The organism is Salmonella sp. 32100201201700099SM, from assembly GCF_017572645.1.
Taxonomy (GTDB): Bacteria; Pseudomonadota; Gammaproteobacteria; order Enterobacterales; family Enterobacteriaceae; genus Salmonella; species Salmonella enterica.
On the sequence record NZ_JAGERQ010000002.1, the window covers coordinates 445,131 to 461,298 of the forward strand.

Annotated in this window: 12 protein-coding genes and 1 pseudogene; 9 read left to right on the top strand and 4 right to left on the bottom strand. The window is 46.0% G+C overall.

The genetic code is table 11. The features are described from left to right. Window positions 1–27: 27 nt before the first annotated feature. Window positions 28–315, top strand: coding sequence for a hypothetical protein (locus J4685_RS05505; protein WP_000839833.1), 288 nt, complete (start codon window positions 28–30; stop codon window positions 313–315). Between the two features lie 99 nt (window positions 316–414). Here the strand turns inward: J4685_RS05505 and J4685_RS05510 are convergent, their stop codons facing one another. After that, on the bottom strand, window positions 415–864 hold the full coding sequence (locus J4685_RS05510) for a transcriptional regulator (RefSeq protein WP_001250359.1): 450 nt from the start codon (window positions 862–864) through the stop codon (window positions 415–417). Window positions 865–1,233: 369 nt separating this feature from the next. Between J4685_RS05510 and J4685_RS05515 the strand changes: the two genes are divergently transcribed. Beyond that, window positions 1,234–2,229, top strand: coding sequence for a LysR family transcriptional regulator (locus tag J4685_RS05515; RefSeq protein ID WP_001247397.1), 996 nt, complete (start codon window positions 1,234–1,236; stop codon window positions 2,227–2,229). A 16-nt stretch (window positions 2,230–2,245) separates the two neighbouring features. Here the strand turns inward: J4685_RS05515 and J4685_RS05520 are convergent, their stop codons facing one another. Next, the gene (locus J4685_RS05520) at window positions 2,246–2,683 is read right to left on the bottom strand and encodes a transcriptional regulator (protein ID WP_000158345.1); all 438 of its coding nucleotides are present in this window, start codon (window positions 2,681–2,683) and stop codon (window positions 2,246–2,248) included. 522 nt (window positions 2,684–3,205) lie between these two features. Here J4685_RS05520 and J4685_RS05525 point away from each other — a divergent pair. Continuing rightward, window positions 3,206–4,924, top strand: coding sequence for an aryl-sulfate sulfotransferase (locus J4685_RS05525; protein ID WP_001035852.1), 1,719 nt, complete (start codon window positions 3,206–3,208; stop codon window positions 4,922–4,924). 45 nt (window positions 4,925–4,969) lie between these two features. On the opposite strand, the gene J4685_RS05530 is transcribed toward J4685_RS05525, so the two are convergent. Beyond that, window positions 4,970–6,541: a bifunctional metallophosphatase/5'-nucleotidase gene (locus tag J4685_RS05530; RefSeq protein ID WP_000262866.1), complete on the bottom strand. Its 1,572-nt coding sequence runs from the start codon at window positions 6,539–6,541 to the stop codon at window positions 4,970–4,972. A 98-nt stretch (window positions 6,542–6,639) separates the two neighbouring features. Then, the gene (locus tag J4685_RS05535) at window positions 6,640–7,401 is read right to left on the bottom strand and encodes an outer membrane protein OmpK (protein ID WP_000791534.1); all 762 of its coding nucleotides are present in this window, start codon (window positions 7,399–7,401) and stop codon (window positions 6,640–6,642) included. A gap of 593 nt (window positions 7,402–7,994) precedes the next feature. Here J4685_RS05535 and J4685_RS05540 point away from each other — a divergent pair. From J4685_RS05540 to nhaR, 6 genes and pseudogenes are all read left to right on the top strand, one after another. Further along, a pseudogene (locus tag J4685_RS05540) lies at window positions 7,995–9,467 on the top strand (sulfatase). A 98-nt stretch (window positions 9,468–9,565) separates the two neighbouring features. Then, window positions 9,566–10,756 carry an anaerobic sulfatase maturase gene (locus J4685_RS05545; RefSeq protein WP_000971148.1) on the top strand — a complete coding sequence of 397 codons (1,191 nt, stop codon included), beginning with the start codon at window positions 9,566–9,568 and terminating at the stop codon, window positions 10,754–10,756. Between the two features lie 18 nt (window positions 10,757–10,774). Next, complete coding sequence (locus tag J4685_RS05550; protein WP_001055828.1) at window positions 10,775–12,028, top strand: hypothetical protein; 1,254 nt, start codon at window positions 10,775–10,777, stop codon at window positions 12,026–12,028. A 126-nt stretch (window positions 12,029–12,154) separates the two neighbouring features. Beyond that, window positions 12,155–13,870 carry an aryl-sulfate sulfotransferase gene (locus tag J4685_RS05555; RefSeq protein WP_001094804.1) on the top strand — a complete coding sequence of 572 codons (1,716 nt, stop codon included), beginning with the start codon at window positions 12,155–12,157 and terminating at the stop codon, window positions 13,868–13,870. Between the two features lie 162 nt (window positions 13,871–14,032). Beyond that, on the top strand, window positions 14,033–15,199 hold the full coding sequence (nhaA, locus tag J4685_RS05560; RefSeq protein ID WP_000681337.1) for a Na+/H+ antiporter NhaA: 1,167 nt from the start codon (window positions 14,033–14,035) through the stop codon (window positions 15,197–15,199). Window positions 15,200–15,260: 61 nt separating this feature from the next. Beyond that, entirely contained in the window at window positions 15,261–16,160 is a 900-nt protein-coding gene (gene nhaR / locus J4685_RS05565; RefSeq protein ID WP_000062872.1) for a transcriptional activator NhaR, read from the top strand. Window positions 16,161–16,168 lie beyond the last annotated feature (8 nt).

The window sequence follows — 16,168 nt, forward strand, 5'->3', positions numbered from 1 at the left end:
AGGAGAACGCACAGGAGTGAAAGTAAAATGAAGTCTATGCGTTGCGTCATACCGGTGATTTTACTTTCCTTTATCGTTCATGAAGGGACAGCGAAACCGACCGCTCAGATTCATTTTATGGGATCGGTTGTTGAGGCAGGCTGCTGGAATGACGTGGGAACCTTAGAAATTCAATGCCATAATAAAGAGGGAGTTGAACGTTATATTATTGTCGAGAATATTATCACGCCGATATCGTCTCCTCATGCAACGGTAAAACGAGATTATTTGGATGAAGATAAGCAATTAACAGTGCTACGCATTGTCTATGACTGAACCGCGTAGCAGACCGCAGGTGGTGTCCCGTCAGTGTCGTGTGAGGATATTATGAAAAATGTTCTCACCTTCCCGGGACACGGTCTACAGACTTTATCTTCAGATAAACGGCGCTAAAAAGAAAAGTACGATCAATAAAAAAAGAGTGGGAATACCAATAGATATAATTTTATTACATCGGTGAGTATGATATTGAATAGCTTGTGGCGGTATGTCAGCAGCGTCAATGATAAATCTTTCATCGATTTTTATCCCCTGCCTGGGGAGCGTAACGAACAGTTCGAAAAGCCCGATTTGTTGTAAATCTCGTCGCAGCAGATAAAGAAGTTGCGTCAAATTAGCATCGCTAACAAATTGACTTCGCTCTCCCCAAACTGCGTGTGAAATCATCTCCTGCGTAATCAGTTTCTTGTAGGCATTTTCAAAAAGATAGCTTAAACAACGCGCACGCATTAGCGTCACCTTTAGCACTTTTTTATCATGTAATGATATTATTTCTCTTAACGACTCATTATAAATAAATTCGTTATTAATAGTATATTGTCTCATGAATTCACTCCGTTTTGATATTCATAAGGTACGTTTCACACTGTCAGTGTGTTCACTGGCGGTAAAGTACTCCTTACATCAGTACGGATAAGCGTAGAGAACCGCAAAGAAATAAGAGAATCATTTGTGATTAAACGGGATAATATTATGCTTTTTTACTTTTTTATAAAATGTGCCAGATGTTTTTGATGTTTTTTATAAAATAGCATCATGTGTTTTTATTTTACACAGGCTGAAATGATATCAATAAAATTATAATTTAATAACAAACAGATAGAGGAAATGATTTACTTATTGAAATAAGTGTGGTGCAAGGTTAATCTGCGCCTTAAATGATGGTGCCAGATTATACCAGCTAGGATAACCTATATGCGGCCAATAAAAAATGCTAAAAAAATTGACTACAATCTGATCAAAGTGTTCGATACGGTTATTACTGAAGGAAATGCAACCAGGGCTGCGAGGAAACTGGATGTCACGCCTGCGGCGATCTCTCAGGCTCTTCTTCGTTTACAAAATCTTTATGGCGAAGAGTTATTTATCAGAACCCGCAAAGGATTAGTCCCGTCCAGCAAAGGTAAATCGCTTCACCAGGTATTTCGCCAGGCAATTGAATCTATAGAAAGCACACTGTGCGATAAAACAGATGCGCAGGAGAGTAATGAACTCATTGTTCTGGGAAGTGATATCACTGAAAATTACTATTTTCCGGCATTGCTGGATACTGTGTTGATGAATCGATATATTATTAAACACTATGCGATTAAAAAAACAGGGGAATACTCGCCAGCCTCCATGCTGACGCATGGCTATGCGGATATCATCATGGGAATTCTGGAAATTAAGAATGAGATGATCGAAAGTTTTCTTATTGATAATTTATCTGACTTTGTTTGTGTTTGTGGTGAAAAAAGTCCATTGGTTGGGCTTGAAAAAATGTCTTTATATAATTTTTATGCTGCCAGACATGCTGTCTATCATTCAGATATGTTCTCTTCTTTCAATGCTGATAGCATTGATTTATTCAAGAGCAGTACGCCTTATGCGGGGCGCAGGGAAATAGGTTATTATAGTGATTCACTATTTGGCGTTATCGGTGTTGTTGAAAAAAGCGATATGGTTGCGATTTTGCCAGGAAAAATTGCTACTTATTTTAGAGATGTGCGGCGTTATAATATAAAAATACTACGTATGCCTGATGAAATAATTTTTCGTACATTACCCGTTTATGCTTATCTGGCTACAAATAGCACCCATTATAAAAATGCCAAAAAACTGATATCAACATTTCAGTCGACCTTTCTTTTTAGCCAGGAAAAACAGCCTGACGCTTTGGTTGAAGGAAGCACATCCTTATGCGATTGATCAGTTTAATATCAAATTACTGTATTAAATAAATAACCATTATGACCATGGTCAGTAAAGCAAAAAATAATGCTATATATTTATTCCCTTCTTTTTTTAAAGAAGAGGGGAGGTTTTTGTTTTCATTGCTGATAATAATGTTGGCATCTACTTTAATACCCGTTCGAGGCACCGTGGAAAAAAACTGGCTCAAGCCAAAGCCTTTAAGGTCGCGCCGCAGTAGATATAAAATCTGGGTCAGGTTGGCGTCGCTGATAAATTGACTTCTTTCCCCCCAAAGTTCATTAGTGAGTTGTTTTTTATAAATAATCTCTTGTTGTGCATGATTCAGCATATATTCCAGACACTTTATGCGCATTGCGGCAATTTTTATCATCTTTCCCGTTTTTATGTTTTTTAGCTCATTGGTCTTATCATTGTAAGTGTGCGTGCTGTTAATTAAATAAATAGTCATGATGTTATTTAATGGGTTTAATTGGGGTAGCGATAATAATATGCATATTAAATTTGTGGATCAACTGGCGTGATTGTAATAGCGTCTTTTTTCCAGAGAAAATCGTATCGTGTCACAAAAATGATGGTTTTTTAGAAAAACTAAAATTTTATTTTTAGTCGTTCTAAAAATAAAATGATAGTAGTGTTAATTTTTATCAGTAGATTGATATGCTTTGATTGATTTATTGTTGACATAAAATAATTTGAATTATGGCGCAAGGCCTATGCCAACCATAAAAAAGGTATAGGCTATTAGTCACAATGCATTAATGCTACATAATTGTTATGCTTTTATATTAGCGCCAGGGAAATAAAATCTTCGGACAATAAAGAATAGTTTTAGTCTGGGTGTTATTTTATGGATATTTTATTTTAAATTATTAAACCGATTTCTCTTGTTGACGTAGGGTTATTTGCTAAGCAACGGGCTGGCTTGTTGTGGCCGCTCGTTGTCTATATCTGAATTAATAAGGAAAAACGTATGAATAAGAAAAATTCGTCAATGGTTAACTTGCCCGCACCGCGTGAGTCGATTAACCAGAAAATCGATACCAATAACGCATTGGTGTTAAATCATAACGCCATATATGAACAACGATTAGCGGAGATCACGCAATCTAATACCTGTGACAAGGCCATTGTCACCGTAAATCCCTACGGGACCGCCCCGTTGAGTCTCTATCTGGGGATTTGGATTGATGAAGCTGCCGCGCTTGAGATCAATGTTGTTGATAGCGAAGCGACGACAGAGGCAGTGCGTTATCAATATGATGTACATCCGGGCGCTAACCTTATTCCTGTGTGTGGGATGGTATCCGCGGTGAATAATCAGATTACCCTACGCCTTGCCTCGCAAATTGTCGGGCAATATACAGTAATGACTGACGCATTACCGCCCACGGATTCGGCTAACGTGAGCCTCGGCTTCCCCATTATTAGCGTCTCCTGTCCTGCGCAGCAGGCCTCGCTGATGGAGGAAGGGCTTTATTTCTCTACTTATTTTGATCGGTATAATCTGGCTTTTGATCATAACGGGATTGTCCGGTGGTATGTAAGTCAGGAAATCCCTTCTTATAATTTTGTCAGAATGGATAACGGCCATTTCCTGGCGACGTCACAGGGAATAAACCATTGTCTGAATATGTATGAATTTGACATTATGGGACGGGTTTATACGGTTTATCTTCTCGACAATGAGTTCCATCACTCCATTCTTCCCATTGAGAACAATCTGGCGATTGCGCCTTCAGAATATAGCAATGGACGGCCAGATGGTTACTCAACCGGGAAAGATGGCGTTTCTATTATTAACTTATCTACCGGACTTGAAGTCGCCTATTACGATATGCTGTATGTGATGGATTATTCCAGATCGCCGCGTCCTTCCGGAAGCGCGCCAGGTCAGGACGTATCAATGGATGACTGGCTGCATATCAACCAAAGCTATATTAATGAACCCAACAATTTGCTGATCTGTTCCGGTCGACATCAGAGCGCGATTTTTGGCGTAAATGTGGATTCCGGCGAACTGCGCTTTATTATGGCGAACCATGAGGATTGGTCTGACGAATTCAAGCAATACTTATTAACTCCTGTCGATGATGATGGCGTCCCGCTGTATGATCTTACCTCGCCGGGAGGGATTGATGCGGCAGATAAGAATTTCTGGACCTGGGGGCAGCATAACATTGTTGAAATTCCAAATGATGAGCCTGGTTTTCTGGAGTTTATGGTCTTTGATAATGGTAACTATCGTTCACGCGAAGATGCGAAAAGTTTGTTGCCGCTCGATAACTTCAGCCGGGTGGTGCAGTTTAAAATAAACCTAAACACGATGACCGTAACGCGTCCGTATGAATATGGTAAAACGGAAGTCGGGAACCGGGGCTATAGCAGTTTTGTGAGCGCTAAGCATTTATTGACTAATGGTCACCTGGTTATTCACTTCGGCGCGACGACGGTTGATGAGTTTGAACATACCATTACCGCGCAACCAGGCTCCAGCGATCTTGTCGATCCGGATGAAGGGCAACAGGCGTTAGGTCGACTGGTATTACAAGAAATCAATAAAGAGACGAAAGAGGTCTTATTCGAAGCGATGGTGACGTCGGGCTATTTCAAGAACGAAGAGACGAATGGCACGAATTATCGTTATGATATTTCTGCATTTCGGGTATACAAAATGCCGCTGTTTGCATAACTAAGTATGTTATGCGGCCGGTTATCGACCGCATAACATTATGGCTTATTTGCTAATATCATCCACGCGCATGGTGTGGTCAGGTTGAATATTGTTAACCTGCTTCATATAGTTAACCAACGCCGGTGCGGTTTGTATCCCTATATATTTGATATTTTTACCTTTAGTGAAGGTAAATCCGCCACCACCTTTACCGATAAAGGAATCCAGCGCGACGGTATAGAGTTTATTGTCTTCTACCGGTTTGCCTTTGATATCAAATTCAACAATACGCTGGCCCAGCGGTTTGGTACTGTCATATTTAAACTGGACGGTTTTAGATACGTGCAGCATACCGTTTTTCAGATCGGCAGCGTGTGACATGATGGATTTCAGGTCCTTACCGCTGATTTCCATGCTCATGACATCGTTGGTGAACGGATACATACTCAGCACATCACCATAGGTGATATTACCTTTAGGCAATTCGGTACGGATGCCGCCAGCATTATAGAAGGAAGCGTCGGCGCCAGGAACGGTAGCCATCAGGGCATCGGTGATTAAGTTGCCGGTTGGCGCGGATTCACCGTAAGAACGGGTCAGCACTTCCGGAGAGTGCGCGACCACTTCATCGGTAATTTTCTTAACCTTGTTATCCCATTCGTCAATTTTGGCCTGCGTGACCGGATCTGGCTTATAAGTATCCGCATACATGGTGATCAACTTACCATTGTAGCTGTCCACTTTTTTGGTTTCCGGGTTCCAGTCAAGCACCAGTTTACCTAATTCGATGGTGTACGCATCCGTGGAAACGACAAGAGTATCGCCCACTTTAATCGGTTCTGGCGTACCTTTATGCGCATGGCCGGTAATCAGGACGTTAAGTCCATAGCCTTCCAGCGATTTCGCCATATCAACGTCGGTTTTCAGTGCGCGTGCGACATCAGCCTCGCCCGCGCTGGACTGCATACCCGGCACGCCTTCGTGGGCGAGCAGCACGGTCAGGTCAACTTTCCCTTTTAACTCTTCCAGCTGTTTTTTCACATAAGGAATCGGATCGCGGCAGTCAACGCCTTCACGCACGCCTGCGGCAATCGCTTCATAGAATGCGGAAACGCCGTGCATACCGATGACGCCGATCTTGAATCCATCTTTTTCCACAATGGTATACGGTTCTTTAATTAATGGCGTATCTGTGCCGCTGTAAAAAACATTATCCAACAATACCGGGAATTGCAATTTGCTGAGCTGTTTAACCAGATTCTCATGGCCATGGTCAAATTCATGGTTACCGACAGAGACGGCGTCGTAAGGCATGGTATTTAAAATATCAATAATAGCCTCGCCTTTGGTCAGCGTACTGATAAAAGGTCCGGTGAAATAGTCGCCAGCATCAAAGAAAAAGACATCTTTCTCTTTCGCTTTTGCATCTTTGACAATTTTCGAGATGGGCGCAAAGCCGCCTACCGGACGTGTCTTGGATACATAGGGGATAATTTCTGGGGTTACATGGGCATGTAAATCGTTCGTATAATAAATTGTGATGTCACGCGCATCGGCTGAAAAGGAAATGGCTGAAGACAAACCAATGCACAGCGACAGTAGGGATATCGAAAACTTTTTGTTCATATAAACCATCCATTTACGCTACATTAAAGAAAAACAATGCCTGTAGTCGTGTCATTCACGACTACAAACCGGGGAAATTAAGTAATATTCATCAAGTTTATTAATTATTAAAACTCGAAGCCGATCAGGTAATTCATACGGTCGCCGTAGCCGTCATACCCCAATTTATTATTGAAGTAACGGTAAGAGACGGAGGCGGTCCATCGCGGCATAAATTTCCATGTAAACGTTACCGCGCCGTTCAGGCCGGTCGTCCCACCCTGTTGTTCGGCGTAGGCATCATTACGATCCATTTCAACTTCGTTCCAGTTTGAAATGACGAACTTTTCATTAAACATATCGAAGTTATAAGCCGCGACCCAACCGAGAACATAACCGTTAAAGCCTGTCGCCTGTCCATACTTTTTAGAGGTATAATCGTTCGATAAGTTATGAACAGCGAAATAGGGCTTAATAAAGCCTGATGGGCTGGTTAAACCCAGATAACCTACCCCGTACATCATGTTTAATTCATCACCGAATTTATTCTCCATCGACATATAGAGTTTCATCATTGCGGTAAAGTTAGAGCCTTCTACTACCCTATAATGTCCCAGAAATTGGGTAACATGGTTACGGCCTTCTACCGGATGGTTGAGCACGTTCATTTCATAAAATGATGCAAATTCGCCCCTGTCAAACACGGCGCCGAAATCGGCTACCGCTTTCCACACTTCGCCGCGATCGACATTGACAAAGCCTTTATTCCAGTCGCCATATCCGAAGCTAAGTTTACCGTATACGCGTTTCAATTCCGCTGCCTGGCCATTAAAGCAAGAGAAAAGAACACATGCGGCGAGTAGACTATTAATATATTTCTTATTTTTCATGCTCAACTCCATGAGGTAAAAACACAGTGAAATGTTGTGTAAAGAAGCGAATTCTAAGGAGTGTCTTTTTATACGTAGGTGATAGATGTCTCAAAAATATCAGCGACATATAATCGTCAAATATTCGTGTCAGATAATGTTGTTTATTACGTGATAACTATTTGATTTATAGTTTATGTCTCTGTTGTAAAAGTCACACCGGATAGCATGAAATTAATGAAACTTCGAATGGGAATAATCTCTCGCAAAGACAACTTACTGCCATTAAATGAGGGTGTTACCGTTCAAACAGCAACATATATTGACATCACAATAGCGGTTCTGACATATGGGCCATATTTGAGATCTGCATCACTCGTTCGCGATTTCTTTTTTTATAGACTGCTTCAGGCGTGTTTTCTTTAGCACGAAATATATTTATGGTATTAATATTATAATGAGTGTGAATAATTTCTACGATAAAACGATGTTAATGGAAGAAATATAAGACAAATCGAATATATATAGTGCAATTAATTTAGGCTGTATTCCGCAGCCGGGTCTATCGGCAAATATATCGTAATCAGACCGTGCGATAACTCAAAGGAGTTGAAATGAAAAGAACAGTCGTTGCCAGTATGATAGGGTTGGCGCTATGCGCTGGATGCGTATTATCAACCGCGCAAGCGGCAACCGCAAAGCGTCCTAACTTAGTCATTATTCTGGCGGATGATTTAGGGTATGGCGATCTCGCCACCTACGGGCACCGCATCGTTAAAACACCTAACATAGACAAATTGGCGCAGGAGGGGGTGAAGTTTACCGACTATTATGCGCCAGCGCCTCTGTGTTCTCCTTCCCGCGCGGGCCTGTTAACCGGTCGTATGCCGTTCCGTACCGGAATCCGTTCCTGGATACCGGAAGGCAAAGATGTTGCGCTGGGGCGTAATGAACTGACTATCGCCAATCTGCTAAAACAGCAGGGCTACGATACGGCGATGATGGGGAAATTACACCTGAATGCGGGCGGCGATCGCACCGATCAGCCGCAGGCGAAAGACATGGGCTTTGACTATACGTTGGTTAATCCGGCGGGATTTGTCACCGATGCTACGCTGGATAACGCCAAGGAGCGCCCGCGCTATGGCGTGGTGCATCCTACGGGGTGGATTCGTAATGGCCAACATATTGGCCGCGCAGATAAGATGAGCGGCGAGTTTGTGAGCTCTGAAGTGGTGAACTGGCTGGATAATAAGAAAGACGATAATCCGTTCTTCTTATATGTCGCCTTTACCGAAGTCCATAGCCCGCTGGCGTCGCCGAAAAAATACCTTGATATGTATTCGCAGTACATGACCGACTACCAGAAGCAGCATCCGGATCTGTTCTACGGCGACTGGGCAGACAAACCGTGGCGCGGCACCGGCGAATATTACGCCAATATCAGCTACATGGATGAGCAGGTCGGTAAAGTGCTGGATAAAATTAAGGCGATGGGCGAGGAAGATAACACCATCGTCATCTTTACCAGCGACAACGGCCCTGTCACGCGCGAAGCGCGTAAGGTATACGAGCTGAACCTGGCCGGGGAAACCGACGGTCTGCGCGGGCGTAAAGACAACCTGTGGGAAGGCGGCATTCGCGTACCGGCAATCATCAAATACGGCAAGCACATTCCACAGGGGATGGTAACGGACACGCCGGTATATGGTCTTGACTGGTTGCCGACGCTGGCCAACATGATGGACTTTAAACTCCCGACCGATCGTACCTACGACGGTCAGTCTTTAGTTCCGCTCCTGAAGGACAAGACGTTAAAACGCCAGAAACCGCTGATCTTCGGTATCGATATGCCGTTCCAGGACGATCCGCGACGGCGACTGGAAGATGATCATCGATCGCCAGAATAAACCTAAATATCTCTATAACCTGAAAACCGATCGTTTCGAGACGCTCAATCAAATTGGTAAACAGCCGCAGATTGAGAAACAGCTTTACGGTAAGTTCCTGAAGTATAAAAGGATATTGATAACGATTCGCTGATGAAAGCCCGTGGCGATAAGCCGACGCCTGTCACCTGGGGCTAATGGAATAATTATAAAAAATTAAGTATGCCACTTAGGGCGATGCCCACCTGATCCGGTCACTCTGTGCCGGATCAGGTTCTTTTATTTCAGGGAAGGTAATGATGTTTGGGAAAAGTTGTCAGGTCATGGTTAAACCAACCGGATCGGTGTGTAACCTTGACTGTAAGTACTGTTTTTATCTGGAGAAAGAAAAGCTCTATCCGGATCGAAAAAACCATTACAAAATGTCGGAAGAGACCCTCGAACTCTTCATCAGGCAGCAGATTGCCGCACAGGATATTGATGAGGTCATTTTTGCGTGGCAGGGCGGGGAACCCACATTAATGGGCATCCCGTTTTATCGTAAAGCCGTTGAATTTCAGCAGCGCTATTGTGGCGGCAAAACCATCGTCAATACCTTCCAGACCAACGGCATCCTGATCAACGATGACTGGGCGACCTTCTTCCGGGAGCATGATTTTCTGGTTGGCGTCTCTATTGATGGCGATGCCGCGTTACACGATGAATGGCGAGTGACGCGCTCCGGAAAGCCGACGCATGAAAAAGTAGAAAATGCGGTGCGTTGTCTGGCGCAGCACGACGTAGAATTTAATACCCTCACGGTGGTTAACCGTACCAATATGCATCATCCTGTTCAGGTCTATCGCTACCTGAAAAGCATTGGTAGCCGCTATATGCAATTTATCCCTTTAGTTGAACGCTGTGGGGAAAATGGGCTGGCGCAGCCGCAGGATAAACATATCGCGATGACGCCGTGGTCGGTCGATAGCCTGCAATTTGGTCAGTTTCTGAATGCGGTATTTGATATCTGGATCCGTGAGGATATCGGCGATATCGGCATCCAGCTATTTGAACAGACGCTGGCGGCCTGGTGCGGCCTGCCGCCGCAGGTTTGCGTTTTTGCTCCCACCTGCGGCAGCGCGTTTGCGATGGAAATGAACGGCGATGTTTATAACTGCGATCACTTCGTATATCCGCAATTTAAACTGGGGAATATCCACCAGAAGACGCTGCGTCAAATGAATCAGGGCGAACAAAATCGCCAGTTCGGCAGCGATAAACAGCGTTCAATGGCGCAGGAGTGTCATCGCTGTCAATGGAAGTTCGCCTGCTATGGCGGCTGTCCGAAACATCGTTTTTTACCCTCTGCGTCAGGCGCAACCAATCATAACTATCTGTGTGCAGGTTATCAGGCTTTTTTCTCGCATACCGCGACGGCGATGAGTGCCATGCGAACCCTGTATGAAAAAGGCATCTCACCTGCAGAAATAAAGTCAATATTTGTTTGAAGGTAGTATTCGCAGGGAGTGAATATGTTTTCTCACATTAATGTCGATGCTTGCAAAACGCCAGGCTGCAAAAATCTGGGGATTCTGGGGAGCCCAGACTATCTACCGCAAGGGAAAAATGTTCTCTGTCGAGCGTGCGGTTTTTTGTTCCCCATTATCTCAGCCAGATCGCTTAATCTTTTTCGCCAGGCGGCGAATCAACCCTGGAAAGGTCTGGTGAAGTCCTGTCCGCATTGTGGCGGGACGTCGCTGAAAAAATATGGATTTTCCACTAAAGGTGAACGGCGTATGTATTGCCGCCAGTGTAATAAAACGTTCATCTCCTATACCGCTATCAGGAGCGACGCCAGACAAGAGAACCTTGCCACGTTGATTGGCGAAGGAGCGTCGCTAGTTGAAATACGCGCGGCGCTGGCGATAGACAGCACGGGTTTTAGCCGCGAATTACAAAAACTGTCCCGTCGCGCTAATCAAGCGGAACGCGATTTTGTGTTTCCCGCGTTTGATATCGCTATGAGCACGCGGGCGTTTCGTGTGAAATTTAACGGCGGCGACAGCAGCTTATACGTGCTGGTGACGGCGGAAGAGGAGAGCGGTAAGGTCGTTGCGATCTCAACGAATTACTCCGCCCAACCGGTGGAAGCGGATTATCAATATCATTCTGATTACGAAGAACGACTTCCGTCCGGCACGCTGGCGCATCTGGTGCAGCGAGAAGAGGCGCTGACCATGCGCCGCAATGTATTATTTGATGTGGATTACGGCCCCGCCATTTTATATAAAAACGATCCGGGGATGTTAGTAAAACCCGTATTACCTGCTTATCGACATTTTGAGTTGGTTCAGGCGTTGACGGATGAGCGCTCCCTGAATGTCCAGCATTATCTCGATCACGAATGCTTTATTCTGGGCGGCTGTATGATGGCGAATTTTAGCTATCTTCGTCAGGGGCGCTGCCATATTTCGTTTGTGCGTGAAAGAGGCGTTACGCCGCCCAAACGCGATCTCCCTCCGCGGTTGTTTTTGAGCGGCGGAATTCGCAACAACGTCTGGCGTACATTTTCCACACGGGATTATGCGATGGCAGTATGCAATCTCACAGGAAATAAAAAGGTGAGTTTGTTACGTCATGCGACGTTAAATAGCGCGACGGCGTTTATTCGCTATGTTCACAACCATCCCTTCCTGCCGCATCTTAACCGGATGTCTCCTGGCAATGTTGTTGCCGTACTGGATTACCTAAAATTTGAATATAACGCTTCATGTAACTGAATTGCTAAAATAAAAAGTGTGATGAGGTGTTGTTGCGGTATTTTATTCGGACGGCTTAAAAATCCAGAGTATTAATTTTCGTGGTCCCCATGAGGGGCGATGAGATTAATACACTGGAGATTTATCATGAATACGTTAACTGCAACGTCTGTTGTCCTTCCTGCGCCGCGTCCGGCGATTAATCAGGGTATCGATATCAATAATGAAATGGTGCTTAACCATACCGCTATTTATGAAAATTGCCTTGCGCAGGTCACGCAAGAGAATACGGTAGAAAATGCGCTCATGTTGTTAGACCCTTACGGCACGGCACCTTTAAGCGCCTATGCCGGCGTCTGGAGTCTGGAACCGGCTGAGATCATGGTCACGGTCCAGGATGCGGCAAAAACGGCGATGCCGGTAGAACATCTTTACACCCTTACGGCAGGCGCAAATCTGTTGCCGGTTCTGGGGCTGGTAGCGGAGACTGAAAACCGTATTGTCTTTTCTCAGGCAGATACGCCGCTTGCCGTCTATACGCTCACCACACAGCCGTTACCGCCGGTAGATTCCGCGGAGGTCGTATTAGGTTTTCCGATTATCAACGTGACGCAACCTGCTACCGATGCGGACAAGATGGCGCCAGGGTTTTATTTTATTACGCATTTCGATCGCTATAATTACACATTAGATCAGAATGGTCTGGTGCGCTGGTACGTTACTCAGGATTATCCGTCTTATAATTTTGTTCGAATTGATAATGGCCATTTCCTCACCACTTCAGAAGCGAAAAATACCTATCTGGATATGTATGAGTTCGACATGATGGGGCGTCTTCACACATTCTATAATCTCGATAACCAATTTCACCATTCTATCTGGCCGTGGGACAGTAATACCATTGTTGCGCCCTCTGAATATACCTCGGGTCGGCCCGACGATTTGAAAACCAATGAAGACGGCGTATCGGTTGTCGATCTGGCTACCGGACTGGAGACGGCTTACTACGATATGGCGAAGGTGTTGGATACGACGCGGGTTTCCCGTCCTTCAGGTACGGCGCCGGGAGAAGACCCGACGGTTAAAGACTGGCTGCACATAAACCAGAGCTACGTGAATGAGACGAATCAGTTGTTAATTGCGTCCGGGCGTCATCAGAGCGCGGTGTTTGGCGTCGATCTGCAAACGCAAGCGTTACGCTTTATTTTGTCAACGCATGAAGACTGGGACGACGCTTATCAGCCTTATCTTTTAACCCCGGTCGACAGTGAAGGTGTGGCGCTTTATGACTTTAGCAAACAGGAGGATATCGACGCGGCCGACCGTGACTTTTGGACGTGGGGCCAGCATAACGTCGTTGAAATCGCCAATAATACGCCGGGTATAGTGGAGTTTATGGTATTTGATAACGGTAACTACCGTTCGCGTGATGACAGCAAAAGCCTGTTACCGCCGGATAACTACAGCCGCATTGTCCATTTCGTGGTGAATATGAATGAGATGACCGTTATGCGGCCATTTGAATACGGCAAGGAGCTGGGCGCGCGTGGCTACAGTAGCTGCGTTAGCGCGAAAGCGATCCAGCAGAATGGCAATATTGTGGTGCATTTTGCCGACTGCACGTTTGATGAAAATGGCCGCGCCATCTCTTGCCAGCCTGGCGAGAGCGATATTATCGATCCGCAGGCGGGCAGCGAGGCGATGGGGCTGCTAATTTTACAGGAGATTGCGCCTACGGAGAAAACCGTGCTTTTTGAAGCGACTATGACGTCAGGTTACTACAAAAACGCGGAAACGAACGGGGAAGGCTATCGCTACGATATTACCAGTTTCCGGGTGTATAAAATGGATCTGTACGCGTAGCGGTCTATCATCAATGACTGACTGCACTAAAAAAGTCCGGCGTAAGTCGGACTTCATTTCGTAAAAAACGAGCTATTCATCATATATAATCTAATTTTAACGATGAGTCAGGCGAGGTAAGATAGTAGATCCGAAGAATTCACCTGATTGAGAGAATAAAAAGTGAAACATCTGCACCGATTTTTTAGCAGCGATGCCTCTGGGGGCATCATTCTCATCATCGCCGCTGCGCTGGCTATGCTGATGGCCAATATGGGCGCGACCAGTGGATGGTATCATGATTTTCTGGAGACGCCGGTTCAGCTACGGGTTGGGGCGCTTGAGATCAACAAAAACATGCTGTTGTGGATCAACGATGCGCTGATGGCCGTGTTTTTCCTGTTGATTGGCCTGGAAGTTAAGCGCGAACTGATGCAAGGCTCGTTAGCCAGTCTGCGCCAGGCCGCTTTTCCGGTGATTGCCGCCATCGGCGGGATGATTGTACCAGCATTGCTCTATCTGGCCTTTAACTACTCCGATCCGGTCACTCGTGAGGGCTGGGCTATTCCTGCCGCGACGGATATCGCCTTTGCGCTGGGCGTGCTGGCGCTGTTAGGCAGCCGGGTTCCGCTGGCGCTGAAAATTTTCCTGATGGCGCTGGCGATCATCGATGACCTCGGCGCCATCATTATTATCGCACTGTTTTATACCAGCGATCTTTCTATCGTCTCGCTGGGCGTGGCGGCGTTCGCGATTGCCGTGCTGGCGCTGCTGAACCTGTGCGGCGTCAGGCGGACAGGGGTATATATTCTGGTCGGGGCAGTGCTGTGGACGGCGGTACTGAAGTCCGGCGTTCACGCGACGCTGGCAGGCGTCATTGTCGGCTTCTTTATTCCGCTGAAAGAAAAACACGGACGCTCGCCGGCCAAGCGTCTGGAGCATGTTCTGCACCCGTGGGTCGCATACCTGATCCTGCCGCTCTTCGCTTTTGCGAATGCCGGCGTTTCTCTTCAGGGCGTCACGATGGACGGTCTGACCTCCATGCTGCCGTTGGGAATTATTGCTGGTCTGCTGATTGGTAAGCCGCTGGGGATTAGCCTGTTTTGCTGGCTGGCGCTGCGTTTCAAGCTGGCGCATCTGCCGCAGGGGACCACTTATCAGCAAATCATGGCGGTCGGCATTTTGTGTGGCATTGGCTTTACGATGTCCATCTTTATCGCCAGCCTGGCATTTGGCAATATCGATCCGGAACTTATTAACTGGGCGAAATTGGGCATTTTGATTGGTTCATTGCTCTCCGCAGTGGTGGGGTATAGCTGGTTGCGCGCGCGTTTGAACGCGCCGGCATAACCAGTACGAAGGGAAGGGGGAGCGATGTATCGCTCCCTTACGACATTGAGCAGGGAGAGAAATGAGCATGTCTCATATTAACTACAACCATCTTTATTATTTCTGGCATGTCTATAAAGAAGGTTCTGTCGTGGGCGCCGCAGAGGCGCTTTTTCTGACGCCGCAAACCATTACTGGTCAAATTAAAGCCCTGGAAGAGCGTTTACAGGGGAAGCTATTTAAACGTAAGGGACGCGGTCTTGAACCCAGCGAACTGGGCGAGCTGGTTTTTCGCTATGCGGACAAAATGTTTACGCTAAGCCAGGAGATGCTGGATATCGTCAATTACCGCAAAGAATCAAACCTGTTGTTTGATGTCGGCGTCGCCGATGCTTTATCCAAGCGTCTGGTCAGCAGCGTTCTGGATGCGGCGGTGGTGGTGGACGAACCCATACATCTGCGTTGCTTCGAGTCCACGCACGAAATGTTGCTCGAACAGCTCAGCCAGCACAAGCTGGATATGATTATCTCCGACTGCCCGATAGATTCCACGCAGCAGGAGGGGCTATTCTCAGTCAAAATCGGCGAATGCAGCGTCAGTTTCTGGTGTACGAATCCGCTTCCTGAAAAAGCGTTTCCTGCCTGCCTGGAAGAGCGACGGTTGCTGGTGCCGGGACGTCGCTCAATGCTGGGGCGTAAGTTGTTGAACTGGTTTAATTCGCAGGGGTTGCAGGTTGAGATCCTCGGTGAATTTGATGACGCGGCCTTAATGAAGGCGTTTGGCGCGACGCATGATGCGATTTTTGTGGCGCCGAGCCTTTATTCGCTGGATTTTTATGCCGATGAGTCGGTAATAGAGATTGGGCGCGTGGAGAATGTCATGGAAGAATATCATGCGATTTTTGCCGAGAGAATGATCCAGCATCCGGCGGTGCAGCGTATTTGCAATGCGGACTACTCGGCATTGTTTAAGCTACAGTAGACATACCT